This window comes from Paenibacillus ottowii (genome assembly GCF_050516475.1).
Classification (GTDB): domain Bacteria; phylum Bacillota; class Bacilli; order Paenibacillales; family Paenibacillaceae; genus Paenibacillus; species Paenibacillus ottowii.
On the sequence record NZ_CP191577.1, the window covers coordinates 863,015 to 888,845 of the forward strand.

Genomic DNA, 25,831 nt, shown 5'->3' on the forward strand with positions numbered 1-25,831 from the left:
CCGATGGGAAGTTTGTCTGTTAAACACATCAGGGGCTGGTCTCTGACACTTGCTCTGATCGCGCTTCTTTTCCTCATTTTGCTGCCATTGCTGCAAATCTTCATCCAAAGTGTGTATGTTGAGGGGGAAATTCAATGGGCGGTGCCTTTTCGAACGTTAGCTGCTTCCCAATTTGCAGGAGTGCTATTCAGCTCGATTTGGCTAGGCATCTGTGTGATCGCAGGAACGACCGTCCTTGCACTTCCACTAGCCTGGATCATGTCCAACACCCGACTCGCACATTGGCGCTGGTTGGATGTCGTGCTGCTGATTCCGTTTATGACTCCGCCCTATATCGGGTCCATGGGATGGATTCTGTTTATGCAAAAAAACGGGTATCTGGAGCAGTTGTTCCCGGACCTGCACTTCTTAACATCTTCCTTTTTCAGCCTGGGTGGCATGGTGATGATCATGAGTCTGCATCTGTTTCCATTCCTATATCTGCTGCTGCGCGGAGCGCTGGTGAGGATTGGCGGCAGTCTGGAAGAGGCAGGGGCCGTCATGGGCGGAGGCTTTCTGTACAGGTTCCGTCGAATCATTTTACCCTTGCTGCTATCGGCATACGGAATGGGCGCGTTGCTTATTTTCGTTAAAACGATTGCCGAGTTTGGTACACCTGCTACCTTTGGGCGACGTATCGGGTATGAGGTCATGACTTCTGAAATTCACAAATATATTTCCAGCTGGCCTATTGATTTTGGCAAAGCGACATCAATGGCCTCAGTGTTGTTAACGGCCTGTCTGCTTATGTGGTACGTGCAATCGATGATCAACCGAAAGTTCACATACAGACTGGTAGGGGGTAAAGGTTCGCGGCCATCCCGTCTGCGTGTATCCAGTTGGACTACAGGACTGAGTGTCACATTCATCCTATTGCTGCTCCTTGCAGCTATTGGTATCCCTTACTTTTCAATTATCGCGGCCTCCACCATGAAGCTGCGGGGAGTTGGATTGGCATGGAATAACCTTACACTCGACTATTATAAGGAACTGCTGTCGTGGGGTTCAGAGAGTATGGAGGCACTGCTGAACAGCGTATTCCTCTCTTTGGGTGCATCGACGCTGGCTGTGGTGATGGGCACATGGTTTGCGCTAGTCATCGGTAGCTCACGCACGACAATCCAACGGACTGTTGATGCATTCAGCTTGCTTCCGAATACTGTGCCGGGAATTGTTATGGTGGTTGGCCTGATCTTGTGGTGGAACTCTCCGTGGATGCCGATTCCGTTGTATAACACATACGGCATGGTCATTTTGACGTATGTTATTTTGTTTATTCCTTACACGGTTCAATATGTCAAAAGCGCCTTTACACAGGTAGATCATACTCTTTTTCAGGCGGGGCAGGTATTTGGCGGGCGTCCGTCTTACATATTCCGCCGGATTATACTACCGCTGATTGTACCGGGGATGCTCGCTGGTTGGATGATGACCTTTACCATCGCTTCACGGGAGCTAGTAGGATCATTGTTGATTTTACCACCATCCGTCCAGACATCTGCGACCTATATATTTGCCCAGTTCGAGCAGGGACAGGTATCACTCGGTATGGCAATGGCTGTTATATCGGTTGGGTTGACCACACTGCTACTAATCTTAATGGAAAGCTTAAACTCGCGAAGAAAGTGGAAATGATGATGACCAAGCTTAGAATTTGGGGCGGAGCGGGCGAACATGGCCGCTCCTGTTATGTTTTTGAAGGAAAGCAGCATCGTATCATGCTGGACTGTGGCGTGAAAAAGGAAGGAACCGGGCAGTATCCGGTTTTTCCCCTGCAGAAGGCGAAGGGGCTAACTACTGTATTGCTATCTCATGCACATGAGGATCATTCCATGGCGCTCCCCTTACTGTACAAGTACGGATATCGTGGAGAGGTCTGGACGACCAAGGCTACCGCTGAGCAGCTGGGCTCCTATTTTCGCTCTTGGCGTACTTACGTTGAATCAAGAGGCGGCGAATTGCCGTACAGCGAACAGGATATACAATCCATTACCTATCGCTATCTGGAAGACGAAGCGCCGTCAGGAGTGTGGCATGAAGCTTGCCCGGGTGTGAGAATCCTGTGGGGACGCAGTGGGCATCTGGCTGGTGCAGTGTGGTATATCGTAGAAATGGAAGGGAAGCGGTTGTTCTTTTCTGGAGACTATAGCCGTGAATCTGAGCTTCTTGCTGCCGATGCACCAGACTTGTATACGGGAGAGGGGATAGATAACCTTCCTGAATGCAAGCCAAAGTCCACTCTAATGGACCTATCCATTATGGACAATGCCTATGGCATGGATATAGACCCGCAGCCTGTTAAACTGAAGCGGCTGAGGGTCGAGATGGACCAGATATTATGGTCTGGTGGTCATGTGTTGTTGCCAGTGCCTGCCTTTGGCAGAGGACAGGAGTTGATCGTATGGGCCTGTGAGCAATTTCCTGAACACACAATAATTATAGAGCCTGACCTATGGCAAGGATTAAAACAGTTAATTTGCTGGAAAGAGTGGCTGCGACCGGAAGCTCCCGCACGAATATTACATGTGTTAAATAGTAGCAGGGTGTTTGTGCCTCGTGATACAGCTGAACGAGTAAGTCTGCTGGAACGAAACAAGGCTACTATTATCGTAACAAGAGATGGCATGATGGATTCCCCACAGGCGCGTTGGTATTATCAATATCTGTCGGATAGCCGCAACATGTTGAACGATATGGATAACGAAAAAAACATTAGGAACAGTGTGATATTGACCGGGCATGCCTCGAATGGCTCTTTTGGAAAGCATCTATTGGAATGTACGGACTCCAATGACATCTGTATAGCTCGGCATTTAATCTACAAGGTGCATCAGGGATTATCGGATGTGAGGCAGATGTTGAAGAATGTGCCCAGCAAACAGGTTGTACTCGTTCATGCACCAAAACTGCAAACCGACCTTGTACGAGATGAGTTAATAAGAGAAGGAAATCATGGACATGGAGGTCCTGCCAGAGAAGTCCATTCTTTGGAGTCAGGCGCAACGATAGAGGTTTAGTATCATCAGATGGTGATTCACTTTGTGCCCTCCTGCATCAATCGGAAGGCATCCACTTCTCCAAGCTTGGTGGAGATGGAACTGCGTCCGGCGCTTTTGCGAAGGCGCAGCGGTGTGGCGGTGCGCTTAAGCAGCGCTTTAATTTCCCCAGGCTCCAGTCCCGGTCTCAGTGAAAGGAGGAGTGCGATACTCCCGGTCACATGGGAAGTAGCCATAGAGGTGCCGCTCATTTCATGATGCTTTCCATGAATCCACGACGATCTGATCTTCTCACCAGGTGCATATACGTCTACGAATTGCCCCCGATTGCTGAAAGGGGCGATACGTCTGTATTTGTCGGTAGCTCCTACTGATATCGTCTGGGAGTAGCGGGCCGGATAGTCAATGCTTCGACGCTTGCCCTCATTTCCCGAGGAAGCTACGATTACAATGCCGTTATGGTATGCTTTATTCACCATATCAAGCAGTGCCTTGCTGCGCGACTTCATACCAAAGCTCATATTAATGATATCGACACGATTTAATACACACCAGTCGATACCGAGAATAATGTCAGAGACATAGGCGGCTCCATTATGATCGAATGCCTTTACTGGATGAATTAAAGCCCGTGGTGCTACGCCAACCATACCTTCGTCATAATTGGATGCCGCGATGGTTCCAGCAATATGAGTACCGTGGCCGTTATCGTCATAAGGTAACATGGTCCGGTTCAATAAATTGATACCTCTGGCGAGGGAATAGCGAAGATCAGGATGATGAAAATCGGCCCCTGTGTCGATTACACCGATTCTGACCCGATTCCCTGTTGAGGAAGGCCAAGCCTTGTATGCACGTACCTGTTTGACTCCCCATGGCATGGAAAGATTCTTCTCTGCTTTTGGTAAATAAGCCGTTTCTGCGTGAACCTTAATGCGGGTATCTTCTTCAACGGTAACACCGTGGTGATATTTGCCCAGCCTGTCTCCTCCTGAAAACGGAGCGATGAGAGCACGGATTAGCCGGGCCGGTTGCACTTGCCGTAACCCAGCTAGCTCAGGCTTCAGCTTTTTGAGATAGGACAGGCATTCTCGGTATTGGTGAGGCTTATCAAACGTGATAATCTGTTTGTTCCGTCCACTGCCGGACGGCTCCGAAATACCCTCATGCAAACGCTGCAAAAAATCCGGATAGTCCATTTGAGACGGTCCCCCTCCGATGAGCCATGCTGAAGTATTGTATGAGCAAGCGTCAGCTGCGGCATGGGAAACTTGCCCCTTTTTTATGGAAATAGGCCTGCTTGTCGTGTCAAAGTAGCTGTAGACACATACGATACATGGAGAGCATAAGCTCTTGTGCAACAACTTTGGGAGGCCTCTCCCGGAGCGGGTACAGTCGAAGGCGGGGGGAACCCCGTCTTTTTTTCGTGTGCCGTCTTGTACAGGGGGTATTCTTGGAAATTATGACGATACCCATGTTTAACTTGCAATTTGCTTCCAAATAGGTTTTACTTAGTTTTGATAATGGATATGTTAGTATTGCATGTATCGTGTATGCTCTGAAACATGTTCTTGTGAATTACGTGTGAGAGGAAGTGTCCCTAGGTGAGTACACCACTCAACTTGAAGATTGACCCGGAGAAAGTCCACGAGACTCCAATGGTGGATTTGGCATTTTTGGTATTGAAAGCAGCCAATACTCCATATTATTACCGTGACCTGATGAATGAAGTCGCTAAATTGCGCGGCTTGTCCGATGAAGAAATTAATGACGTTATTGCTCAGCTATATACTGAAATCAACATTGACGGGCGTTTTGCCTGTGTCGGTACGAATCTGTGGGGCTTGAAACGTTGGTATCCGGTAGATAAATCCGAAGATGCCCTGACGGGCGCCAAGCGTCCTCGTATTATTAACGATGATGACGATGACGACGAAGATGACTATCATGAGGAAGAAGAAACATACAACTCCGATGACGACTTCGATGCAGATAACGAAGACGAGGATGGCGAGGATGAGCTGTTCGACGGAGAAGATGATGATAGTGACGACGATGTTGTGATTGACGATGAAGACCTCAGTGATGAGGAAGATACAGATGATGAAAATGACGATGAATCAATAGAAGACGACGACGATTCACTTCGTTAAGAACAGGCTGCAAGGGGAGATACGCTCTCCCCTTTTTCATGACCGTTTTCTTGAAACCCCTGCTGAATTACTGCTTTCAGATAGATTTATTCCAATCTGGTTCAATGGGCAAATTAACACAGATAACTTCCTTGACAGCGGATTGGACACGGGGTAAACTATTGCTTGGGCTTATGATTGATTCACTTATATGTTTGTTTTTTTGTATAAAAGTGCCCCGTACTACGGGAGTGCTTTTTTGTTTTTTATAGGGGTGTTTTCACTCATGAAAGAGGGCTAAGGGCGGCGGATTAGGAAAATATAACCGCTGCCTTCTTCATGGATGATAATCCGTGCAAACGGGTTACGATAACATCATAATGTCGCCTGAATTTTGCATCTTATCTAGGAGGGTTTTGAACAGTGACGAAGTATATTTTTGTGACAGGCGGGGTTGTGTCTTCCTTGGGCAAAGGGATTACGGCAGCTTCACTGGGGAGGCTTTTGAAGAACCGGGGACTGAAGGTAACGATTCAAAAATTTGATCCTTACCTGAATGTCGATCCGGGTACCATGAGTCCTTACCAGCACGGTGAAGTGTTTGTAACGGATGATGGTGCGGAAACGGATCTTGACTTGGGACACTATGAGCGCTTTATTGATATTAATCTGTCCAAGAACAGCAATGTCACAACAGGCAAGGTATATTCCAGTGTGATCAGCAAAGAGCGCCGCGGAGAATATCTGGGTGGTACAGTACAGGTTATCCCTCATATTACGAACGAAATCAAGGAGCGCGTGTACCGTGCAGGCCGTGAAGCAGGCTCGGATGTCATTATTACGGAAATTGGCGGTACAGTAGGCGATATTGAAAGCTTGCCATTTTTGGAAGCCATTCGCCAGCTTAAAAGTGAAGTTGGGCGCGAGAATGTAATGTACATTCACGTAACGCTCATTCCTTATATTAAAGCTGCTGGTGAGGTTAAAACCAAACCAACTCAGCACAGTGTAAAAGAATTGCGCAGCATCGGCATTCAACCGAATGTTATTGTTTGCCGTACAGAGCATGAGTTGTCCTCCGACATGAAGGCTAAAATTGCATTGTTCTGCGATATTGATGCGAATGCAGTGGTAGAATGCCGCGATGCTTCTACTCTCTACGAAGTTCCATTGAACCTGCGTGAAGAAGGTTTGGATGAAATCGTAGTTAACCACCTGAAGCTGACAACACCTGCACCAGATATGACTGAATGGGAAGGTCTCGTTGATCGAATCAGCAAGTTGGACAAGACAGTTGAAATTGCTATTGTTGGTAAATATGTTGCGTTGCACGATGCGTACTTAAGTGTTGTTGAGTCACTTTCCCACGCAGGATTTGATGCAAATGCGGACGTAAAAATCCGTTGGGTGAACGCTGAAGAAGTAACGGACGAGAACGTAGCTGACATGCTGAGCGGCATTGGCGGTATTCTCGTACCAGGTGGCTTCGGCGATCGCGGAATTGAAGGTAAAATCAGCACCATTCGTTATGCGCGGGAGCAAAAAATTCCGTTTTTCGGTATTTGCCTCGGCATGCAGGTATCTGTTATTGAGGTTGCCCGTTCCCTGGCTGGTCTCGAAGGAGCCAACAGCTCGGAAATCAACCCGGCTACCGATTATCCTGTCATTGACTTGCTTCCTGATCAAAAAGACATCGAAGATTTGGGCGGTACTATGCGTCTTGGCCTGTATCCATGTAAGCTGGTGGAAGGTTCCCTGGCAGCGGCTTGCTACAACGACGAACTGGTGTATGAGAGACATCGTCATCGGTACGAATTCAATAACGAATATCGTGAAGCTATTGAAAAAGCAGGTCTTCGCATTTCCGGTACTTCACCAGATGGACGTTTGGTAGAAATTGTGGAACTTCCCGAGCATCCATGGTTCCTGGCTGTACAATTCCATCCAGAATTTACCTCACGTCCGAATCGTCCACAGCCTTTGTTCCGTGAATTTGTAAAGGCTGCATTGCAGCTTCAAGGTTAATGCTATAGCCTCAAAGACCTCCTCTGGGAGGTCTTTTTTTATCCCATGCTTCCTGATTATGAAAGAATATTCCACAATTATGTATAAGAGAAGGATTTTCTTTTTGCAGGGGCGAATATAATTTTAGGTATGGGACGGATATTGTACGTCATCGGACGCTGTTATGGCAATAGCTGCATGATCCTCGTTTTAAGATCTTAGGAGGTTAAAACATTGGAAAAGAAAAAAGTATTAATCGTCGATGACCAGAATGGAATACGGATTTTACTGATGGAAGTGTTCGGAAGTGAGGGTTATGAGACCTTTCAGGCAGCGAACGGAAAAATTGCTCTTGAAATTGTTGAGAAGGAACCACCTGATCTGGTTCTACTCGATATGAAAATTCCAGGTATGGACGGACTCGAAATTCTGAAGCATCTAAAAAGCATGAATCCCGACATCAAGGTCATTATGATGACAGCATATGGAGAACTGGACATGATTAAAGAGGCGACGGAGCTAGGTGCACTTATGCACTTTACCAAGCCCTTTGATATTGATGAAATGCGGATTGCTGTGAACAAACAACTCAGAGGTGACTAGGTAAGTCATTTGGGTCGAGAACTCTGTTATTGAAACAGGGTTTTTTGTTTGTGATTATGGGAAATACTGAAAGTAAATCCTCTCCTTATACAATTCTATAGAAAAACAGTGTCCTGAACGTGATTTTTGTATGTGTTGATATGCAAAAGCTTGTTTAGTATTTAACATGGGTTGTGGTATAATAAGCCCGTATGTGATGTCGGCTAAAAAATATAGACAAACCCAAACACCTTTAGGAGGACTGTAACCATGCCATTGGTATCTATGAAAGACATGTTGAACAAAGCACTCGAAGGAAAATATGCAGTAGGTCAATACAACATCAATAACCTGGAGTGGACTCAAGCTATCTTGGGCGCTGCTGAAGAAGAAAAATCCCCAGTAATTCTGGGTGTTTCCGAAGGCGCAGCACGTCACATGGGCGGATTCTACACTGTTGTTAAAATGGTAGAAGGTCTTATTCATGACATGAAAATTACGGTTCCAGTTGCGATTCACCTGGACCACGGTTCCAGCTTTGAAAAATGTAAAGAAGCGATCGACGCTGGTTTCACATCCGTTATGATTGACGATTCCCACAGCCCAATCGAGAAAAACATCGAAACAACAAAGAAAGTTGTTGAATATGCTCATTCCAAAGGCGTTTCCGTTGAAGCTGAAGTTGGAATGGTTGGCGGTCAAGAAGATGATGTTGTTGGTGATGTAATGTACGCTAAGCTGGATGATTGTGTACGTATCGTTAAAGAAACAGGTATTGATACACTGGCACCTGCACTGGGTTCTGTTCATGGACCATACAAAGGTGAGCCAAACCTGGGCTTTAAAGAAATGGAAGAAATCCGCGATGCTGTGAAACTGCCACTCGTTCTTCATGGCGGAACAGGTATCCCTACACATGACATCAAAAAATCTATTTCCTTGGGTACATCCAAAATCAATGTAAACACTGAAAACCAAATCGCATTTGCGAAAGTAGTTCGTGAAGTGCTTGCTGCTAAACCAGATGCTTACGATCCACGTACATTCATCCAACCAGGTCGTGAAGCAATCAAACAAACAGTTATCGGTAAAATCCGTGAGTTCGGTTCCAACAACAAAGCGTAATAATGTTATAACTGGTCGTGCGTTTGCATAGACTGATTGTATTTTTGTTATAGCTGTCTTTATGCTGCACAAAACTACTTAAATCTTTACAGTTGAATAGTTTGATATGGAAAGCACACCGCTTAGCCGGTGTCTTTCCATTTTCACCACTAAAAAAGTTGAAAGTGTATGGTTTTAGTTTATTGTTTGACCGACTGCAAAACACGTAGGGGGACCCTCAAGCTTATGGAAAAATTGATGATCACCGGTGGACGGCCGCTTCAGGGTACAGTTTCCATCAGCGGTGCCAAAAACAGTGCCATCGCCTTGATTCCCGCAGCCATTCTGGCAGAGTCGGAAGTCATTCTGGATAATTTGCCGCTGCTCAGTGATGTGGCGGTGTATTCCGAAATATTGGAGGAGCTTGGCGCAAAGGTTACTTGGGAAGGTAGCCAGATGAAGATAGACCCTGCCTCCATTAAATCCATTCCTATGCCGAATGGACCTGTTAAGAAGTTACGAGCCTCTTATTATATGATGGGGGCCATGCTGGGCAGATTCAAGGAAGCGATCATCGGTTTGCCAGGAGGATGTAATTTTGAACCCCGGCCCATTGATCAGCATATCAAAGGTTTTGAAGCACTAGGTGCCACGGTTACGAACGAGCACGGTGCTATTCATTTGTATGCCAAAGAACTGCGCGGCACCAAGATCTATTTGGATGTCAGTAGCGTAGGAGCAACCATTAACATTATGCTGGCGGCCGCACGTGCCAAAGGCGCCACAACTATCGAAAATGCGGCTAAAGAGCCTGAGATTATAGATGTAGCAACTTTATTAAACTCCATGGGGGCGATTATTAAAGGCGCTGGTACGGAGACAATTCGTATTGAAGGTGTGTCGGAGCTGCATGGCTGTCGTCATTCCATCATACCTGACCGTATACAAGCAGGCACATATATGATTGCTGCTGCGGCAACCCGTGGAAATGTATTGATTGACAATGTAATCCCCAAACATATGGAGGCGCTCACTGCCAAAATGCAGGAAATGGGCATTGGTATCGAGGAATATGATGAAAGTATTCGCGTACTGGGTGCACCTTCCTATGGGCATGTCGACGTTAAAGCCTTGGTATACCCCGGCTTCGCCACGGATTTACAATCTCCTATGACCAGCTTGCTGACCCAGGCTCAGGGTGTCAGTGTGTTGAGCGATTTTGTGTACAGCAATCGTTTTAAGCACGTCCCTGAACTGGTGCGAATGGGAGCTAAAATTCGCGTAGAAGGTCGGTCTGCCATTATTGAAGGTGGTCAACTGAATGCGGCTAAAGTAAAAGCGGCAGATTTGCGCGCCGGAGCGGCCCTCGTCATTGCTGGACTTACCGTAAGCGAAGGGGTGACCGAGGTTACGGGTGTCGAGTACATTGACCGTGGTTATGATCATCTCGTCTCCAACCTGCGTCATTTGGGCGCAGATGTATGGAGGCAGACTGAGTAATAGAACAAAGTATACCTATGCAGCCGCTGCTTGATTTAAGATTTGGTTCATACTTAGCAATCTTTAATCGGAAAACCGGAATATTTCGGTATAATCCATGCGGATGGCTGCATAACTTTATTTGTTTTGGTTAAAATTATGTTGATGATGTTTATGATATCATTGTCTATCATTTAGAAGTATGAATGGACTTAATAATTGAATAGGTGGTTATTATATGGATCTGCAAATTTCCGATCTGGAAGAAATGAAGCTGACCGACCTGTACAAGCTGGCCAAGCAATACCAGATCCCGTACTACGGAACGCTCAAGAAGAAAGAATTAATTTTCGCCATTCTGCGCGCACAAGCTGAGAAGAGCGGATTAATGTTTATGCAGGGGGTTCTGGAAATACTTCCTGAAGGTTACGGCTTTCTGAGGCCGATCAATTATCTCCCGAGTACCGAAGATATTTACATCTCTGCTTCACAAATCCGCAAGTTTGACTTGAGAACAGGCGATCTCGTTTCCGGTAAATGCCGAACGCCAAAAGAAAATGAACGATATTTTGGATTGCTCCAAGTTAACGCCGTCAATGGAAGAAGTCCTGAGCAAGCTGCTGAGCGGCTACATTTTCCTGCACTGACTCCACTGTATCCGCAAACCAAATTAGTCCTTGAAACTTCCCCCAACCATTTGTCTACGAGAATTATGGATGTACTGGCCCCTGTCGGACTTGGACAGCGCGGACTTATTGTGGCACCTCCCAAAGCTGGGAAGACACTTCTCCTCAAAGAAATTGCCAATAGCATTTCAACCAACAATCCCGAGATTGAGCTATTTGTCTTGTTGATTGATGAACGCCCAGAAGAAGTGACTGATATGCAGCGTTCTGTTAAAGGTGAAGTTGTGGCCTCTACATTTGATGAACTTCCTGAAAATCACATCAAAGTGGCAGAATTGGTGTTGGAGCGTGCCCTGCGTCTCGTAGAGCATAAAAAGGATGTCGTTATCCTGCTGGATAGCATCACACGTTTGGCTCGTGCGTACAATCTCGTTATTCCTCCTTCTGGTCGTACTTTGAGTGGGGGTATTGATCCAGCAGCATTTCACCGTCCAAAACGCTTTTTTGGTGCGGCTCGAAATGTGGAGGAAGGCGGTAGCTTGACGATTCTTGCTACAGCCCTGATTGATACAGGTTCTCGTATGGACGATATCATCTATGAAGAGTTCAAAGGCACAGGTAATATGGAGCTGCATTTGGACCGCAAACTGGCAGAACGTCGTATCTTCCCTGCAATTGATATCCGTCGTTCCGGTACACGTCGTGAGGAAGTGCTGTTGAACAAGGAAGAATTAGATACGATCTGGGCTATTCGTAAAAATATGACGGAAAGCCATGACTTTGTGGAAGGCTTCCTCAAAAAGCTCCGTAACAGCAAAAATAACGCTGAGTTTTTAGCTTCGTTTGATTTGACGGCCCCTTCTTCCAGCGGCTCTCAAGGTAATTCTGGTGGCCAACAACGAAGAACTACGCGTTCTACCACAGCGTCAGTTCCAGCCACAACCAACTAAAACCCATCTATTGTATTTTATCTGTTTTGTAAGTACACAGCCGTTACCATTTATTTGGCTAACGGTGTGCTTGATGGAACGAAAGGAGCTCCATAATGTATTTGGTGTATGCCGACGAAAAAGGCAATGTATATGACCATGCTTCTTTGTATGGGCTTGCCCGTAGTGCAGACATGATTGTTGAAATCATGGAGGATGAGCTTATTCCGTTGCCGGAAGGAGCCACACTAGTAAGCCTGCCCAACACCCGCCCGGTCGGTATGAACCCTGAAACTGGGGAAATGGTCTCTCTTCCGGGAGATATGCAGGCAGTAGGAGCTTTGTTGCCGCAAGGTTTTACACGACTTTGCCTCCCGGGATATGTGAAGACGGATAAGGAGTATAAACTCCCCTTGTTCGGTTATTCGGCCGTTGTCTGGAAAGATGGGGCATTTTATGTAACGGCAGAGCAGAGTGACAGTCCATCCAAATGGAATCCCGAAAACTGTGACCGCACTCAAGTTAAATTGGGAGTTCAGCGGATGACGGAGCAGTATCCCGAAAATAGGCTGTATCAGCATTTGTCTAACTGTGCGCTGGGCTATGAATGTCTTACTTCTTCGAATACGTTCCTGAATCGTTGGGAAGGGGGAGTTCCGGTATCTTATTCTTGTAATGCGGGCTGCTTTGGCTGTATATCTGAACAGCCGGACGATAGTGGTTTTGTATCTCCGCAGACAAGAATGAACTTCCGTCCCCGCGTGGAAGAGATTGTAGAAGTCATGTTGGAACATTTGAAGACACCTGAGTCTATCATCAGTTTTGGGCAAGGTTGTGAAGGTGAGCCTTCCACTCAGGCCAAACTGATTATTGATGCGATCAAAGAAGTTCGTTCCGTTACAGATATGGGGTATATTAATATCAACACCAATGCGGGACTGAGTGACCATATCCGGGGAATTGTGGATGCGGGTCTTGATCTCATGCGAGTCAGTACAATTAGTGCATTGGACGACCATTACAATGCGTATTACAAGCCACGCGGTTACACGCTGGCTAATGTAGAAAAGTCACTCCGTTATGCATCCGAGCAGGGAGTGTATACGTCAATTAACTATTTGATTTTTCCGGGTGTAACTGACCGGGAGGAAGAAATTGAGGCAATGATTGAATTTGCCAAACGCACTAAGCTCAAGCTGATCCAAATGCGCAATTTGAATATTGATCCTGAAAGCTATCTGGAGTTGATTCCGCCAGCTCAAGGGGAGATTCTTGGCATGAAGCAAATGCTTGAGATTTATCGTGAGGAACTGCCGGATGTGGTGATCGGTTCTTACACTCATGTGCCGCCGCAAGGGCTGGCACGTCCCAAACTTGCCAAGGCCTAATTAAGGTCGACAGCTACTTGAGACACACCGATTTTACACTGTTTTGGTATGCTAAAAAGATGTTGAAACACTTATATTCAAGTGCTATAATTTGAACATGTGTTCATACAACTCTGGACTGATAGGACGTTCAGGGCGGAAAGAGGTGAAAGTTAATGCAACAGGCTATTCAACCGAAGTTTAACGTAACTAACGTTACCTGCGCTTGCGGGAATACGTTTGAAACTGGTTCTGTAAAAGAATCTCTGCGTGTGGAGATTTGTTCCGCTTGCCACCCGTTCTTCACAGGTAAGCAGAAGTTTATTGATGCTGGTGGACGTGTGGATCGTTTCAAAAAGAAATACGGTATCTAATAAATTGCCGTCAAGTTATAAAGTTATTAGAGCCTTCTGCAATTGCAGGAGGCTCTTTTTGTCGTTATTTGCTATTTGCATTTTATGCAACCATGAGATATACTTATTTTCACCGTGCTAGATGGGGAGGTAGCGGTGCCCTGTAACTCGCAATCCGCTATAGCGAGGTTGAATTCCTGTTAGAGGTGTTGTTGATGTGAGGCTGGTCCCTGCGCACAATGTTGACGGTTGGGTCCTCCGCAATGAGTACTTGTGAACCTGGTCAGGTCCGGAAGGAAGCAGCCATAAGCAAGCCCACTCTTGTGCCGGAGGGTCGCCTAGCCCGAGTTGTTGTTCAGGGTTGCCGCTCGGATCACAACGATCAATAACAGGTGCACGGTATTATATTAAGAATTAGAACATCTTGGCGATTGTGCGAAGATGTTTTTTTGTGCTTATAAATTGAAATGTGTCTGGTTTAGATTCGGACGGGAGTATAGTATAATGAAGTGACCCTAAATGGTCATGAAAGTGAATGGGAAAGAGGGAACGCGCATTGGAACATATAGCGTTGTACCGTGCTTGGCGGCCGCAGGCTTTCAAGGACATGGTAGGACAACAGCATATTATCCAGACATTGCAGAATGCCATCCGCGAAAATCGCACGTCCCATGCTTATCTGTTCAGTGGTCCGCGAGGAACGGGTAAGACCAGCGCGGCCAAAATTTTGGCCAAGGCAATCAACTGTGAGCATGGACCTGCGCCGGAACCTTGCAACGAATGCGAAGCCTGTAAACGGATCACGGCTGGAGCGGTCATGGATGTACAGGAGATTGATGCAGCCTCTAACCGGGGCGTTGAAGAGATTCGTGATTTGCGCGATAAAGTCAAATATGCGCCCACAGAAGTGCGGCACAAGGTTTATATCATTGATGAAGTGCACATGCTGACGACGGAAGCGTTCAATGCCCTACTCAAAACGCTGGAGGAGCCGCCGCCACACGTAATGTTCATATTGGCTACGACAGAGCCACATCGGATTCCCGCGACAATTATTTCGCGTTGCCAGCGTTTTGATTTCCGGCGTGTATCGCTGGAAGAGCAGACAGAGCGACTTAACCTTATATGCCAACAGGAGAACATTCAGGCTGATTTAGATGCGCTGCAATATATTGCACGTCTCTCAGATGGCGGGATGCGAGATGCGGTTAGCGTTTTGGATCAGATTTCTTCGTTTACTGATGGTCGGGTTACGTATCAGCAGGTGCTGAATATGACGGGCGGAATCGCATCCGAGCAATTCGGCAAGTTAGCCTTGGCATTACTGAAAGAAGATGTGGGCACAGTGCTCCAATTGATCGAGAGCTTTATGCAGGAAGGTAAAAGTGCGGATAAGTGTATGGAGAATCTTCTGTACTATTTCCGAGACCTGCTAATGATCAAGATGGTGCCGCAGGCGACCAAAATGACCGAGCGGGTGCTGAATCCAGAGCAGTTTAAGGAAGTAGCAGATGCTTTTACCAAGGAGCAGCTCTTTGCCATGATTGACACCCTGAACCGTTATCAGAGCGAGATGAAATATGCTGTTCAGCCCCAGACTCTATTTGAAGTAGCTCTATTAAAGTTATGCAGCATCCCGGGGGAAGCAGGAACTGCTGTTCAGCCGACTGCACAGCGCTCTGGGGCTGCGGCTGGTCAGGAAGATGTGGCCATGCTAAAGCGCCAGCTTGCTGAGCTGGAGAAGAAGCTGGAGCGTGCGATGCAAGGTGGCTTGGCTGCTGGAGCAGGCCAGGAGGCACCGTCTGGTGGCCGTCAGGCAGGTAGTCGTGCCCCTGCTCCGCGTCTTTCAGCGCCAGCCAAACTTCCTCCTCAGTTGGATCGTTATATCGCTGAAAAGTCGAGCGAAGCATTCGCAGCAGTGGGGCGTAAGTGGAGTCAGATTTTGCAAGGAGTAAAAGAGACGAAAGTTACGGTTCATGCCTGGTTTATGGATGGTGAGCCAGTTTCTGTGTTAGAGGACAGTGTGCTGGTCGCATTTAAGAACAACATTCATCGTGAAACTACCGAAAAGCCTGCTAATAAGCAGGTCATCGAGAAGGTTTTACAGGAGCAGTTGGGCCATCCTTATCGTTTGGTAACAATGATGCAAAAGGATTGGAATGCTGCAATTGAAGGAGTTTCCGACCAGCCTGCCGAAGAACTGCAACTGGAGCCGGAGCATGATGCGCCGGGAAAGTCCAAGGAACCCTGGATTGATGAAGCCATTCAGCTTTTCGGGGAAGACCTGGTAGTCATTAAAGAATAATTAATGTAGATGTATACTTCATTAAAGGAGATGATTGAAATGAACAATATGAACCAAATGATGAAGCAAGTGAAAAAAATGCAGGAACAAATGCTGAAAGCCCAAGAGGAGCTTGGTGAGAAGGTAATCGAAGGTTCTTCTGGTGGCGGTGTGGTAACTGTAGAGGTAAGTGGACATAAAAAGGTGTTGTCCATCACGATCAAACCGGAAGCTGTAGATCCTGACGATGTAGAAATGCTGCAAGATCTCGTGCTTACTGCTGTCAATGATGCTTTGTCCAAAGCAGATGAACTGGCTAATGATGATATGGGTAAATTCACAGGTGGTATGAAAATTCCGGGCTTGTTCTAGTCTGCCGCATAAAGGAGAAACACGCGATTGCATTATCCCGAGCCGATTGCAAAGCTGATTGATGCTTTTACGCGCCTACCGGGAGTAGGGCCAAAAACAGCTGCCCGGTTGGCTTTTCACGTACTGAAAATGAAGGAAGACGATGTGATTGATTTTGCAAAAGCGCTGGTCAATGTAAAACGCAATCTTCACTTTTGTTCAGTCTGCGGTAATATTACGGACACGGACCCTTGTCGGATCTGTCAGGATAAGACGAGGGATGCTTCCGTCATCTGTGTTGTTCAGGATGCTAAGGATTTGGTGGCTATGGAGCGTACCAAGGAGTTTGATGGTTTATACCATGTCCTTCACGGTGCAATCTCACCGATGGAGGGAATTGGCCCTGAGGATATCAAACTCAAGGAGTTGCTGAACAGGCTCAGTGACGAACGCGTCAAGGAGTTGATCCTGGCTACGAATCCGAACATTGAAGGAGAGGCCACGGCTATGTACATTTCCCGACTAGTGCGCCCTTTTGAAATTAAGGTTACTCGTATTGCTCACGGGTTGCCTGTGGGCGGGGATTTGGAGTATGCTGACGAGGTCACCCTGTCCAAAGCGCTGGAAGGCCGTAGGGAGCTCAATTAGTAGATGTAGTTACATGTTATAAGTTATGAGTCTGCAATGTCCTCGGGACATCCTTGACTCACTTAGGGAGCCATTACGGCTCCTTTTTTATTTTAGAGTAATAGAAAACTTAATAGTCGTTCCTGGTTCTAAGTTTGTCCTTTATTCAATAAGTATGAATAAGGTAGTCTTGCAGACTGTACACATAATTCAGCTTGTGGGGAGGATGAATGAATGTGGGAACGGGTGAAACGAAATTTCCGTCGTCAGGAGAGTGGAAAATCAGAGGCGGAATATCGGCAGGAATTGTTTGCACAGATTCGGGCTTCGCATGCGGAATGGTTGAGAGCGCATCGTTTATTTCATGAAGCTACGGGTAAGGATGAGATCGACTATGCCATTTTTGTTCTGGAAGCCGCCGAGCGTAAATATCAAATACATTTAAAAATTGCAAAACAGCAGGGTTTACATCGTTTTCATCTGCCAGCAGATGAACCGGGGTATGCAACGGATACAGACCGGGTTCATAAAAGGAGAGCGGAATGAGGGGGGCAGTCTGGCTTGTCTTGATTGCCTGTGCTGGACTACTGGTGTATCTAATCGTGAAAAAACGTCTGGGGATCGGTTGGTTTGTAGTCTTTGGAGCGCATATGGCTTTGGCAGCCATCGCACTGTATGTTATCAATTATTCAGGGTGGATTACACAGGTGTACATTCCAATAAATCCGGTGACGATGGGAGCGGTAACGATATTAGGCTTGCCAGGGATTGCACTTTTACTGGGATTGAAAATCATATTGTTCGGACAGGCCGTATGAAAAGCATTATTGTAGTAGTTATAATGGGAGAAGGAAGTGTGCAAAACAGGCGAGTTTTGTTGAGTAGGATGCGGTGGAGTTTTATTTTTTAAATTATAGTTGACGAGGAATTCAAAAATATGATACATTAATTCTCGGCCTTTGAAGCCCGGGAATTTTTTTGTGAGAGCAATGCTCAAATGAAGTTAAAAAATAATTTCAAAAAAGTGTTGACTTAAATCTCGGATGTATGTTATATTAATTAAGTCGCCGCTGAGATGCGGTGGTGAGATAAAGTGAGATACAATCAAGGTTTGATCTTTGAAAACTGAACAACGAGTGAGTAAACTGATTTTGTTCGCAAAATCAAACATGAGATATTTTATCTCGTCAGTTTCAACATGAGCTAATCGCTCTTTCAATAAACCAGCTTCGGTTGGTCTTTAATGGAGAGTTTGATCCTGGCTCAGGACGAACGCTGGCGGCGTGCCTAATACATGCAAGTCGAGCGGGGTCATTTAGAAGCTTGCTTCTAAGTAACCTAGCGGCGGACGGGTGAGTAACACGTAGGCAACCTGCCCACAAGACAGGGATAACTACCGGAAACGGTAGCTAATACCCGATACATCCTTTTCCTGCATGGGAGAAGGAGGAAAAAGACCAAGGGCCATAGTAACTCGGTAAATCCCGCCATGGCGCGCCCGTTCGAGCAACCCAAAGCACGGCATTGAGCATCTGGCGCCGATCCTTGGGCAGACGTCCTCCCTGTTTTTTTCGGGCTGGGGGCAACAGGGGGTCAACTATATTCCATTCTTCATCCGTTAACTCGTATCTTCGTCTCATGTGCCTTATTTTACTAGATTTCTACGAGTTGTACAGTTTGCGTACAGGCCCTAGTGTGTGGACTTTTGGTTATCTTTCTGTAGCTCCGCGATCTGTTTTTAGTCATCACCCCCAAACAAAAAAAATCCCTCAACGCATAGAGCGCCAAGGGAGTTCACATTTTAGTAAAGCGTCAGATATTGATCACGTTCCCACTGATGTACTTGGGTTCTGTACATATCCCATTCAATTTCCTTAAGCTCATAGAAGTAAGCCAGAGCATGATCACCCAGTGCGTCAGAGATCACCTCGCTCCGAATAAGCTCAGACAAAGCTTCTTTCAGGTCTGCAGGCAGACTTGGAATACCTTCTTCAATCCGCTCTTCCTCGGACATCACATAAATATTGCGATCAATTGGGGCTGGCAAAGCCATCTGACGTTTAATACCATCCAAACCTGCTCTCAGCATTACAGCCAAGGCTAAATAAGGATTCGCTGCCGGGTCAGGGTTCCGAACCTCGACGCGCGTGCTCAGGCCACGAGATGCAGGAATCCGAATCATCGGACTGCGATTGCTTGCAGACCAAGCAACATAACAAGGCGCTTCATAACCTGGTACAAGGCGCTTGTAGGAATTAACTGTTGGATTCGTGATTGCTGCCATTGCACGTGCATGTTTAAGAATGCCAGCCATATAGTGGCGAGCTGTCTGGCTTAATCCGAGTTCATCCGTCTCATCATAAAATACGTTCTCATTGTCCTTGAACAACGATTGGTTGCAGTGCATACCCGAGCCATTCACGCCGAACAAAGGTTTTGGCATAAAGGTGGCATGCAGACCATGCTGACGAGCGATCGTTTTAACCACGAGCTTGAACGTTTGAATCTGATCGGCAGCTTTAACTGCATCTGCATATTTAAAGTCAATCTCATGCTGACCAGGTGCTACCTCATGATGGGATGCTTCTATTTCGAAGCCCATCTCTTCAAGCTTAAGAACAATTTCACGACGGCAGTTCTCCCCTAGATCCATTGGAGCTAGGTCAAAATATCCGCCTTGGTCATTCAGTTCTGTGGTCGGATCGCCTTTTTCATCCGTTTTGAACAAGAAGAATTCAGGCTCTGGTCCCACATTCATCGATGTGTATCCCATTTCTTCGGCTTCCTTAAGTACACGTTTCAATATCCCACGCGGGTCACCTGCAAATGGAGAGCCGTCTGGCTTGTAAATATCACAAATCAAACGAGCTACACGGTCTGAGGTTACCCAAGGGAATACAACCCAAGTGTCCAAATCTGGATATAAGTACATGTCAGATTCTTCGATACGTACATAGCCCTCTATGGAAGAACCGTCAAACATCATTTTATTATCCAATGCTTTTTCCAACTGGCTTACAGGAATTTCAACGTTCTTAATGGTGCCCAACAAGTCTGTGAACTGCAAACGAATAAAACGAACATTTTCTTCCTTCGCAATTCTAAGGATATCTTCTCTCGTATAACTCACAGTAACCTCTCCCTTTCTGTAACGACGGTATGCAAATCGACTGTATCATAAATGACTTCAATGATGAGATCGTTTTTTAAGTAAAATAACCTTATGTCAAAAGGTAAGTCACAGCATTATCTTTTATTAAAAAATCGTGATAATTCGCCTTGGATCAAAGATACCTGTCCTGGTCTTTTGCCTGCAACAAGTTGTTGTTTCAACAAACGATGAAGCTGAGTATCGGACATTTCACGGCGTTTGACTTCCGTATCTGCAGTAATAACTGTAGCTTCCTCCGATTCCTTGGTAACCGGATTCATGACTTGTTTTATTCCTGCAATGTTAACACCTTTCTCAATCAAAGCCTTAATTTCAAGCAGACGCTCTACGTCATTAAATGAAAAAAGACGCTGGTTACCCGATGTGCGGGCAGGAACTATCAAATTATGCTGCTCATAATAACGAATCTGACGCGCTGACAAGTCCGTTAGCTTCATGACAATACCTATTGGAAATAAGGCCATATTTCTGCGAATTTCGTCGCCCATTTGTCATCAACCTTCCAGTGATCTATTATTCACCTTATTGTACATTTAGCTGATGCAAAGTGTCAATGATATGTTAGAAAAACTCACAATAATTTGCGTTCTTTCATCGTTTGCAGAGCCATAAGTACTCCATATTTGACATGAGAGTAGGTTAAGCCCCCTTGCATGTAACCAATATAAGGCTCACGAATCGGAGCATCGGCGGATAATTCCAAACTTCCACCTTGGATGAACGTACCTGCGGCCATTATAACCGGATGCTCATAACCTGGCATATCCCACGGTTCTGGCACCACATGGCTATCCACGGCCGCGGCGCGCTGAATGCCCTGCACAAAAGCAATTAAATGTTCTGGCCCACTAAACGAAATGGCCTGAATCAAATCCGTACGCTCCTCATGCCAAGCAGGTTTGGTCTCAAAACCCATTTCCTCAAAGACAGCAGCTGCGAAAATGCTTCCTTTAACAGCTTGCCCCACCAATGTGGGAGCAAGGAACAGCCCTTGGTATATGCCTCGTGTAGTACCTAGCATCGCACCTACCTCTCCACCGATTCCTGGTGCTGTTAAGCGATAGGATGCCAGCTCCACATATTGATGTTTGCCGCAGATATATCCGCCCGTTTCTGCAATGCCGCCTCCGGGATTTTTAATTAACGAACCTGCCATCAAGTCGACACCAACCTGAGTAGGTTCCAGCTTCTCAGTAAATTCACCATAGCAATTGTCCACAAAGACAATAATGTCAGGCTTTATCTTCTTCACACGTGCCGTCATTTCTTCAATATCAGCTACACTAAAGGAAGCTCTCCAATCATAGCCGCGTGAACGCTGGATACCGATCACCTTGGTATTCGCATGAATTGCGGACTCCACGGCTTTCCAGTCTACTTTACCGTCTGCTGTCAGCGCGGTTTCCCTATAAGTAACACCAAAGTCCTGCAATGATCCTGTTCCGTCGCCGGGCTTACCAATCACTTTGTGTAAGGTATCATAAGGACGACCTGTAATGTATAACAACTCATCCCCCGGACGCAGCACACCAAATAAAGCCGTGGCGATGGTATGTGTTCCCGAAGCAAAGTGCGGACGCACCAACGCTGCCTCCGCACCGAACACATCTGCATAGACCTCTTCCAGCACTTCACGCCCCCGGTCATTGTAAGCATAGCCCGTTGAACCCGCGAAATGAAAATCGCTCACTTGCTTGCGCTGGAAAGCCTGAATGACCTTCCACTGATTTGCATCTACTATATGATCTATGTGCTGTATGCGTTCTTGTATTTTATGTTCGACTGTTTCCTGAATTTGCTGAATTTCTGGACTAAAAACTATCATTTACCTTCTTGACCCTCTCTCTTCCGCAGCCTTAAGCTAATCATGTTATATTTGTTGTTCAATTTGAACGATGAACGTTATCATTTTATTAACCTAAAAACATCATTAGATGTTAACTTTCTGTGAACTCGCTGAGCGCATGACCATACTTTTCGTATTCGCCTCTTTGAATTTCTACCTCATAAATGACATCATTACCGTCATACTCTGTCAGTAGCACATCTCCAATTCGATAAAGCACCGATGTTAAATCCCCACGTTCCGCAGGAATACGGAATCTCAGCGTATCACCGCTTAGATGCTCCTGAACCAGTTCTCGAATGCGTAGCAAATCCGTTTCATCGAAAGCGCTGATTTTCAAATAACCCTCCCCGGAAGGTAGCATTTCCAATTGTTCAGGGGTGCAGGCATCTTTTTTGTTAAACAATACAATCTGAGGCTTGTCCGCAGCCCCAAGCTGTTCTAGGATTGACTCTACAACTTTCATTTGTTCGTCACGCATATCCGAAGAGGCATCCACGACATGTAAAATGAGATGAGCCTCATTGGCCTCCTCCAAGGTGGCCCGGAAAGAAGCTACCAAATCATGAGGCAGATTTTGAATAAACCCTACTGTGTCTGTAAGAATAACTTCTTTGCCACTTGGCAGTTCCATTGTTCTGGAGGTAGGATCCAGTGTCGCAAACAATTGATTCTCAATATATACATCGGCAGCTGTCAGTTGCTTCAACAGCGTTGATTTGCCAGCATTCGTATAGCCAACGAGTGCCACCTGGACAATGCCGGTCTTTTGTCTGCGCTCCCTATGTAAATACCGATGACGCATCACTTCGTCAAGTTGGCGTTTCAGATCACTGATTCGGTCACGGATGTGACGACGGTCCGTTTCCAGCTTGCTTTCGCCGGGGCCACGTGTTCCGATTCCGCCACCGAGCCGTGAAAGGTTTTTACCATGTCCAGACAGTCGAGGGAGTAAGTATGACAACTGCGCTAGTTCAACCTGGATAATGCCTTCGCGTGTTTTTGCACGCTGAGCAAAAATGTCCAGAATCAACTGTGTTCGGTCAATAATTTTGAGATCCAGGCTTTCTTCCAGATTTCGTACCTGGGCTCCCGAGAGCTCTTGATCAAAAATAGCTGTATTTGCTCCCAGTTCTTCGGCAACGGCACGCAATTCATCTACTTTTCCCTTGCCAATAAACCATTTTGAATCCTTGGATTCCCTATTCTGTGTGAGCACGCTCAGCACTTCAACTCCCGCTGTCTCAGCCAGCTTCACCAGTTCCTCCAACGAGTATTCCGTATTGATGCCGGATCGTTTGACTTCATCTGTAATTAGACTGACTAATACCGCCTTATCCTGTATTTCGGTCTGTGTATCATGAGTGGAGTTCGCCATATTGTTAGCTCCTTTATTTTCATGTCAACTCTCGAACAGAAACCGACCTGATGTCAGGCCGGCCCCCGTTCGATGTCATACAATTCGATATGATTCAGATTCCTATTATCGCCTATCTTTTGTCCATTTTCAAATCCTCTGGTCGCAACGTCATCAATTCCTGCTTGCCAGGTTGCCCGCTTCTGTACTGATTAAGCAGCCTGACAGCTTGGTGCCGAATCGCTTTTTCAATCACATTACGAACATAACGTGCATTACTAAATGCATGGAGACTGTCATTTCGCTCATTCAGCAAATGCTCCTTCATTTTGAGTATAGACTGCGGCATGAGAATATAATCCCGTTCCTTAGCCATCATCTCTGAAATTTGGATAAGCTGATCCACGGTGTAATCGGGAAAATCCAACTGGATTGGAAAGCGGGAAGGAAGGCCAGGATTTGTCCGTAAAAAAAAGTCCATTTCTCCCGAATACCCAGCGAGGATCAAAATAAACTGATTTTTTTGGTCCTCCATGGCTTTTACCAGGGTATCAATCGCTTCTTTCCCAAAATCCTTTTCCCCTCCGCGCGCTAAACTGTAAGCCTCATCAATGAACAGCACGCCGCCAAGAGATTTCTTTACCAGGTCCCGCGTTTTTTGTGCCGTGTGACCAATATACTCCCCTACCAGATCAGCCCTCTCCACTTCAATCAGATGGCCCTTGCTCAGCACCCCCATTTTCTGCAGCATTTTAGCGATAATGCGGGCTACTGTCGTTTTCCCGGTACCAGGATTTCCTTTGAAAATCATGTGATATACGTGTGCATTGCTCAGTAGACCCGCATCAGTGCGCATATGAGCGATTTGCAAAAAAGCATATACCTCAAAAACCAGCTCTTTGATGTTATCCAAGCCAACGAGATGATCGAGTTCTTTCTGAATTTCCTGATAAAGACTGAGATACTGCGGTAGCGTCTGCGACTTGGTCGAAGCCACTGCTTCCGTCTCGTCCACAGTCACCGAAGCGATCGGCTCCGGGCTACGCAGCACGACATTGATTTGTCTGGAAGGTCTCTCCTCCGACCGCTTGCCCGCGGCGATTCCCCGTCCGTTCATGCATCCATCACCTCAACATTTCTTCAGGCACAGCTTACCCTATTAATGTATTCGGTCCGGCATGTCCTTATTAGCATAAAAGATACGAGAACGTGTACAAAGCTTTCCCTCAATTCAGGCAATCCAAGCTCGGGCACTGATCCACCACCGTTGCAGCGTCCATTTAGCATAAGCCAGCACTTCTCTTGATTGATGAATGGGCATATTCAGCACTTTGGATTCGGTCAGAGACATTTGGGGATGATCATAATCTAAAAATTGAGCAATCTCCATTGCCCGAGGTCCATGATAGCTATGTGTGATGATGACGGTGGAGGTCCAGCCATACTCCTTCATGATACGCTGGCTGAAAAGCAGATTTTCGTAAGTACTGGTCGCCTGGTTTTCTAACAAAATATGCTGTATAGGGACTCCCTTATCTACCAAGTAGCGTTGCATGCCCTCGGCCTCCGTATATGGAAAATCAGGTTGATCCAGTCCTCCACTTACAATTAGACGCTGCACCGTCCCATTGCGATATAATCGCAACGCTTCTTCTAACCTTTCCCTTAAACCTGGGCTGGGCTCTGCTCCCCACATAGACGCACCTAATACGATGCCAATTTGGGCACGCTGGAGCGGAGTGGTAGAGGCAGCTGTATTCATACTCCATACTCGAACACCTGCCCATACCAATCCAGCCAAAATAAAAATCATCAAACCAATTATAAGACGCTTCGATACCTTGAATATTTTCCTGGAGCGACTCTGCCTGCTTTGTGGTTCATGGCGTTGGAAGCCAGTGTTTTTAATCCACTGCACAACTCTCACCGTTCTCTCTTGAAATCGCCGTTATGAAACCATTCTGCCCGGTGCTTTAGCGACATTTTAAAATAGGGGAACATATGAGCATCGATCTGATGTAACAGGTCAGCCGCCGTTCGGTTAGCCAATTCCGCTTCTTGCGTTGAAATATGCCCTCGTTGTAGCGCCTCCTCCAGTTCATCCTCATCGACCAGAAAAATTTCGCCGTTTTTAAGTACGACAACATCCAAATACAAATCATCAAACCAAGGAACTCCTTGATCGGTTACTCCTTGATTTCGGCAGGTATCAATGTACCATTCAACGATTTGCTCTCGATTGTCAAACATTGCAGTCACCACATAATGCTTACCTTTTGGATAATACTGCAACCAGGAATAACCTTTATCGGCTATGCAAAACGTATGACCACCATAACTTTTCCATAAGGGCTCCTTGAGACTCAAAATAGTATACAGGGTCACATATCCTGTAAACGCATCACTTTCTACATACCGGCAGGCAAACTTGCGATTAGTGATTCTGCGCCAGTTGGCTCGGTCTCCGAATTTGCGCTTCATAAATGATGTTCCTCTCCAACATTGGTAAAACCAGCTTACCATATTTAAACTGTACACTCAAAAATAACCCCTGTATTACAACAAAAAAGGTATTTTCAGACT

Annotated in this window: 23 protein-coding genes, 1 other RNA gene and 1 other annotated feature; of the genes, 16 read left to right on the forward strand and 8 right to left on the reverse strand. The window is 46.2% G+C overall.

From position 1 onward, the window contains the following. The first annotated feature begins 3 nt into the window (after positions 1-3). Both ACQQ6X_RS04040 and ACQQ6X_RS04045 read left to right on the forward strand, forming a co-directional pair. Complete coding sequence (locus ACQQ6X_RS04040) at positions 4-1,674, forward strand: ABC transporter permease (RefSeq protein ID WP_305168170.1); 1,671 nt, start codon at positions 4-6, stop codon at positions 1,672-1,674. After that, entirely contained in the window at positions 1,671-3,056 is a 1,386-nt protein-coding gene (locus tag ACQQ6X_RS04045) for an MBL fold metallo-hydrolase (RefSeq protein WP_305168171.1), read from the forward strand. Before ACQQ6X_RS04040 ends, ACQQ6X_RS04045 begins: the two co-directional genes overlap by 4 nt. A 17-nt stretch (positions 3,057-3,073) precedes the next feature. On the opposite strand, the gene ACQQ6X_RS04050 is transcribed toward ACQQ6X_RS04045, so the two are convergent. Continuing rightward, a complete protein-coding gene (locus tag ACQQ6X_RS04050) occupies positions 3,074-4,234 on the reverse strand; it encodes a S8 family peptidase (RefSeq protein ID WP_305168172.1) in 1,161 nt (386 codons plus the stop codon). Between the two features lie 405 nt (positions 4,235-4,639). Here ACQQ6X_RS04050 and rpoE point away from each other — a divergent pair, with 405 nt between their 5' ends. The 14 genes from rpoE (at position 4,640) to ACQQ6X_RS04120 (ending at position 17,691) form a co-directional block, all read left to right on the forward strand. Then, entirely contained in the window at positions 4,640-5,188 is a 549-nt protein-coding gene (gene rpoE, locus ACQQ6X_RS04055; protein ID WP_305168173.1) for a DNA-directed RNA polymerase subunit delta, read from the forward strand. 402 nt (positions 5,189-5,590) lie between these two features. Beyond that, a complete protein-coding gene (locus ACQQ6X_RS04060; RefSeq protein WP_063212134.1) occupies positions 5,591-7,192 on the forward strand; it encodes a CTP synthase in 1,602 nt (533 codons plus the stop codon). A gap of 213 nt (positions 7,193-7,405) precedes the next feature. Then, the gene (locus ACQQ6X_RS04065) at positions 7,406-7,774 is read left to right on the forward strand and encodes a response regulator (protein WP_014599366.1); all 369 of its coding nucleotides are present in this window, start codon (positions 7,406-7,408) and stop codon (positions 7,772-7,774) included. A gap of 249 nt (positions 7,775-8,023) precedes the next feature. Continuing rightward, positions 8,024-8,878 carry a class II fructose-1,6-bisphosphate aldolase gene (fba, locus tag ACQQ6X_RS04070; protein WP_063212133.1) on the forward strand — a complete coding sequence of 285 codons (855 nt, stop codon included), beginning with the start codon at positions 8,024-8,026 and terminating at the stop codon, positions 8,876-8,878. Positions 8,879-9,103: 225 nt separating this feature from the next. Continuing rightward, positions 9,104-10,357: a UDP-N-acetylglucosamine 1-carboxyvinyltransferase gene (locus ACQQ6X_RS04075; RefSeq protein WP_305168174.1), complete on the forward strand. Its 1,254-nt coding sequence runs from the start codon at positions 9,104-9,106 to the stop codon at positions 10,355-10,357. A gap of 217 nt (positions 10,358-10,574) precedes the next feature. Further along, positions 10,575-11,912: a transcription termination factor Rho gene (rho, locus tag ACQQ6X_RS04080; RefSeq protein WP_149034984.1), complete on the forward strand. Its 1,338-nt coding sequence runs from the start codon at positions 10,575-10,577 to the stop codon at positions 11,910-11,912. A gap of 95 nt (positions 11,913-12,007) precedes the next feature. Continuing rightward, entirely contained in the window at positions 12,008-13,279 is a 1,272-nt protein-coding gene (locus ACQQ6X_RS04085) for a radical SAM protein (protein WP_305168175.1), read from the forward strand. Positions 13,280-13,434: 155 nt separating this feature from the next. After that, positions 13,435-13,632, forward strand: coding sequence for a 50S ribosomal protein L31 (rpmE, locus tag ACQQ6X_RS04090; protein ID WP_126666905.1), 198 nt, complete (start codon positions 13,435-13,437; stop codon positions 13,630-13,632). 112 nt (positions 13,633-13,744) lie between these two features. Further along, an RNA gene (gene ffs, locus ACQQ6X_RS04095) (signal recognition particle sRNA large type) lies at positions 13,745-14,011 on the forward strand. 156 nt (positions 14,012-14,167) lie between these two features. Beyond that, positions 14,168-15,916: a DNA polymerase III subunit gamma/tau gene (dnaX, locus tag ACQQ6X_RS04100; protein WP_305168176.1), complete on the forward strand. Its 1,749-nt coding sequence runs from the start codon at positions 14,168-14,170 to the stop codon at positions 15,914-15,916. A 39-nt stretch (positions 15,917-15,955) separates the two neighbouring features. Beyond that, positions 15,956-16,267 (forward strand): YbaB/EbfC family nucleoid-associated protein, encoded by a 312-nt coding sequence (locus ACQQ6X_RS04105; RefSeq protein WP_305168177.1) that lies wholly within the window; start codon positions 15,956-15,958, stop codon positions 16,265-16,267. 27 nt (positions 16,268-16,294) lie between these two features. After that, entirely contained in the window at positions 16,295-16,894 is a 600-nt protein-coding gene (gene recR, locus ACQQ6X_RS04110; RefSeq protein WP_063212128.1) for a recombination mediator RecR, read from the forward strand. A gap of 213 nt (positions 16,895-17,107) precedes the next feature. Then, entirely contained in the window at positions 17,108-17,419 is a 312-nt protein-coding gene (locus tag ACQQ6X_RS04115; RefSeq protein WP_305168178.1) for a DUF2508 family protein, read from the forward strand. Further along, positions 17,416-17,691, forward strand: a complete 276-nt coding sequence (locus ACQQ6X_RS04120; protein ID WP_305168179.1) for a pro-sigmaK processing inhibitor BofA family protein — start codon at positions 17,416-17,418, stop codon at positions 17,689-17,691. Before ACQQ6X_RS04115 ends, ACQQ6X_RS04120 begins: the two co-directional genes overlap by 4 nt. 468 nt (positions 17,692-18,159) lie before the next feature. Next, positions 18,160-18,466, forward strand: a sequence feature (16S ribosomal RNA rRNA prediction is too short). Positions 18,467-18,674: 208 nt separating this feature from the next. On the opposite strand, the gene glnA is transcribed toward ACQQ6X_RS04120, so the two are convergent. The 7 genes from glnA to ACQQ6X_RS04155 all read right to left on the reverse strand — a co-directional run bounded on the left by glnA (position 18,675) and on the right by ACQQ6X_RS04155 (position 25,729). Further along, a complete protein-coding gene (gene glnA, locus ACQQ6X_RS04125; protein WP_149033350.1) occupies positions 18,675-20,003 on the reverse strand; it encodes a type I glutamate--ammonia ligase in 1,329 nt (442 codons plus the stop codon). 116 nt (positions 20,004-20,119) lie between these two features. Continuing rightward, positions 20,120-20,533 carry a MerR family transcriptional regulator gene (locus tag ACQQ6X_RS04130; RefSeq protein WP_007430683.1) on the reverse strand — a complete coding sequence of 138 codons (414 nt, stop codon included), beginning with the start codon at positions 20,531-20,533 and terminating at the stop codon, positions 20,120-20,122. 83 nt (positions 20,534-20,616) lie between these two features. Beyond that, a complete protein-coding gene (locus tag ACQQ6X_RS04135) occupies positions 20,617-21,870 on the reverse strand; it encodes an aminotransferase class I/II-fold pyridoxal phosphate-dependent enzyme (protein WP_305164339.1) in 1,254 nt (417 codons plus the stop codon). A gap of 112 nt (positions 21,871-21,982) precedes the next feature. Continuing rightward, a complete protein-coding gene (gene hflX, locus ACQQ6X_RS04140; RefSeq protein ID WP_063212592.1) occupies positions 21,983-23,269 on the reverse strand; it encodes a GTPase HflX in 1,287 nt (428 codons plus the stop codon). 112 nt (positions 23,270-23,381) lie between these two features. Further along, positions 23,382-24,365 carry an AAA family ATPase gene (locus ACQQ6X_RS04145; protein ID WP_064796489.1) on the reverse strand — a complete coding sequence of 328 codons (984 nt, stop codon included), beginning with the start codon at positions 24,363-24,365 and terminating at the stop codon, positions 23,382-23,384. A gap of 114 nt (positions 24,366-24,479) precedes the next feature. Further along, entirely contained in the window at positions 24,480-25,175 is a 696-nt protein-coding gene (locus ACQQ6X_RS04150; protein WP_305164340.1) for a YdcF family protein, read from the reverse strand. Continuing rightward, the gene (locus ACQQ6X_RS04155) at positions 25,172-25,729 is read right to left on the reverse strand and encodes a DUF402 domain-containing protein (RefSeq protein WP_013371544.1); all 558 of its coding nucleotides are present in this window, start codon (positions 25,727-25,729) and stop codon (positions 25,172-25,174) included. The genes ACQQ6X_RS04150 and ACQQ6X_RS04155 overlap by 4 nt, the downstream gene beginning before the upstream one ends. Positions 25,730-25,831: the final 102 nt, after the last annotated feature.

What these genes read in the sequence shown, in the direction of transcription:
- ACQQ6X_RS04040 (WP_305168170.1), top strand. Translation starts at nt 4, where the DNA reads ATGGGAAGTTTGTCTGTTAAACACATCAGGGGCTGGTCTCTGACACTT.
- ACQQ6X_RS04045 (WP_305168171.1), top strand. Translation starts at nt 1,671, where the DNA reads ATGATGATGACCAAGCTTAGAATTTGGGGCGGAGCGGGCGAACATGGC.
- ACQQ6X_RS04050 (WP_305168172.1), bottom strand. Translation starts at nt 4,234, where the DNA reads ATGGACTATCCGGATTTTTTGCAGCGTTTGCATGAGGGTATTTCGGAG.
- fba (WP_063212133.1), top strand. Translation starts at nt 8,024, where the DNA reads ATGCCATTGGTATCTATGAAAGACATGTTGAACAAAGCACTCGAAGGA.
- ACQQ6X_RS04075 (WP_305168174.1), top strand. Translation starts at nt 9,104, where the DNA reads ATGGAAAAATTGATGATCACCGGTGGACGGCCGCTTCAGGGTACAGTT.
- rho (WP_149034984.1), top strand. Translation starts at nt 10,575, where the DNA reads ATGGATCTGCAAATTTCCGATCTGGAAGAAATGAAGCTGACCGACCTG.
- ACQQ6X_RS04085 (WP_305168175.1), top strand. Translation starts at nt 12,008, where the DNA reads ATGTATTTGGTGTATGCCGACGAAAAAGGCAATGTATATGACCATGCT.
- rpmE (WP_126666905.1), top strand. Translation starts at nt 13,435, where the DNA reads ATGCAACAGGCTATTCAACCGAAGTTTAACGTAACTAACGTTACCTGC.
- ACQQ6X_RS04105 (WP_305168177.1), top strand. Translation starts at nt 15,956, where the DNA reads ATGAACAATATGAACCAAATGATGAAGCAAGTGAAAAAAATGCAGGAA.
- ACQQ6X_RS04115 (WP_305168178.1), top strand. Translation starts at nt 17,108, where the DNA reads ATGTGGGAACGGGTGAAACGAAATTTCCGTCGTCAGGAGAGTGGAAAA.
- ACQQ6X_RS04120 (WP_305168179.1), top strand. Translation starts at nt 17,416, where the DNA reads ATGAGGGGGGCAGTCTGGCTTGTCTTGATTGCCTGTGCTGGACTACTG.
- ACQQ6X_RS04130 (WP_007430683.1), bottom strand. Translation starts at nt 20,533, where the DNA reads ATGGGCGACGAAATTCGCAGAAATATGGCCTTATTTCCAATAGGTATT.
- ACQQ6X_RS04135 (WP_305164339.1), bottom strand. Translation starts at nt 21,870, where the DNA reads ATGATAGTTTTTAGTCCAGAAATTCAGCAAATTCAGGAAACAGTCGAA.
- hflX (WP_063212592.1), bottom strand. Translation starts at nt 23,269, where the DNA reads ATGGCGAACTCCACTCATGATACACAGACCGAAATACAGGATAAGGCG.
- ACQQ6X_RS04145 (WP_064796489.1), bottom strand. Translation starts at nt 24,365, where the DNA reads ATGAACGGACGGGGAATCGCCGCGGGCAAGCGGTCGGAGGAGAGACCT.
- ACQQ6X_RS04155 (WP_013371544.1), bottom strand. Translation starts at nt 25,729, where the DNA reads ATGAAGCGCAAATTCGGAGACCGAGCCAACTGGCGCAGAATCACTAAT.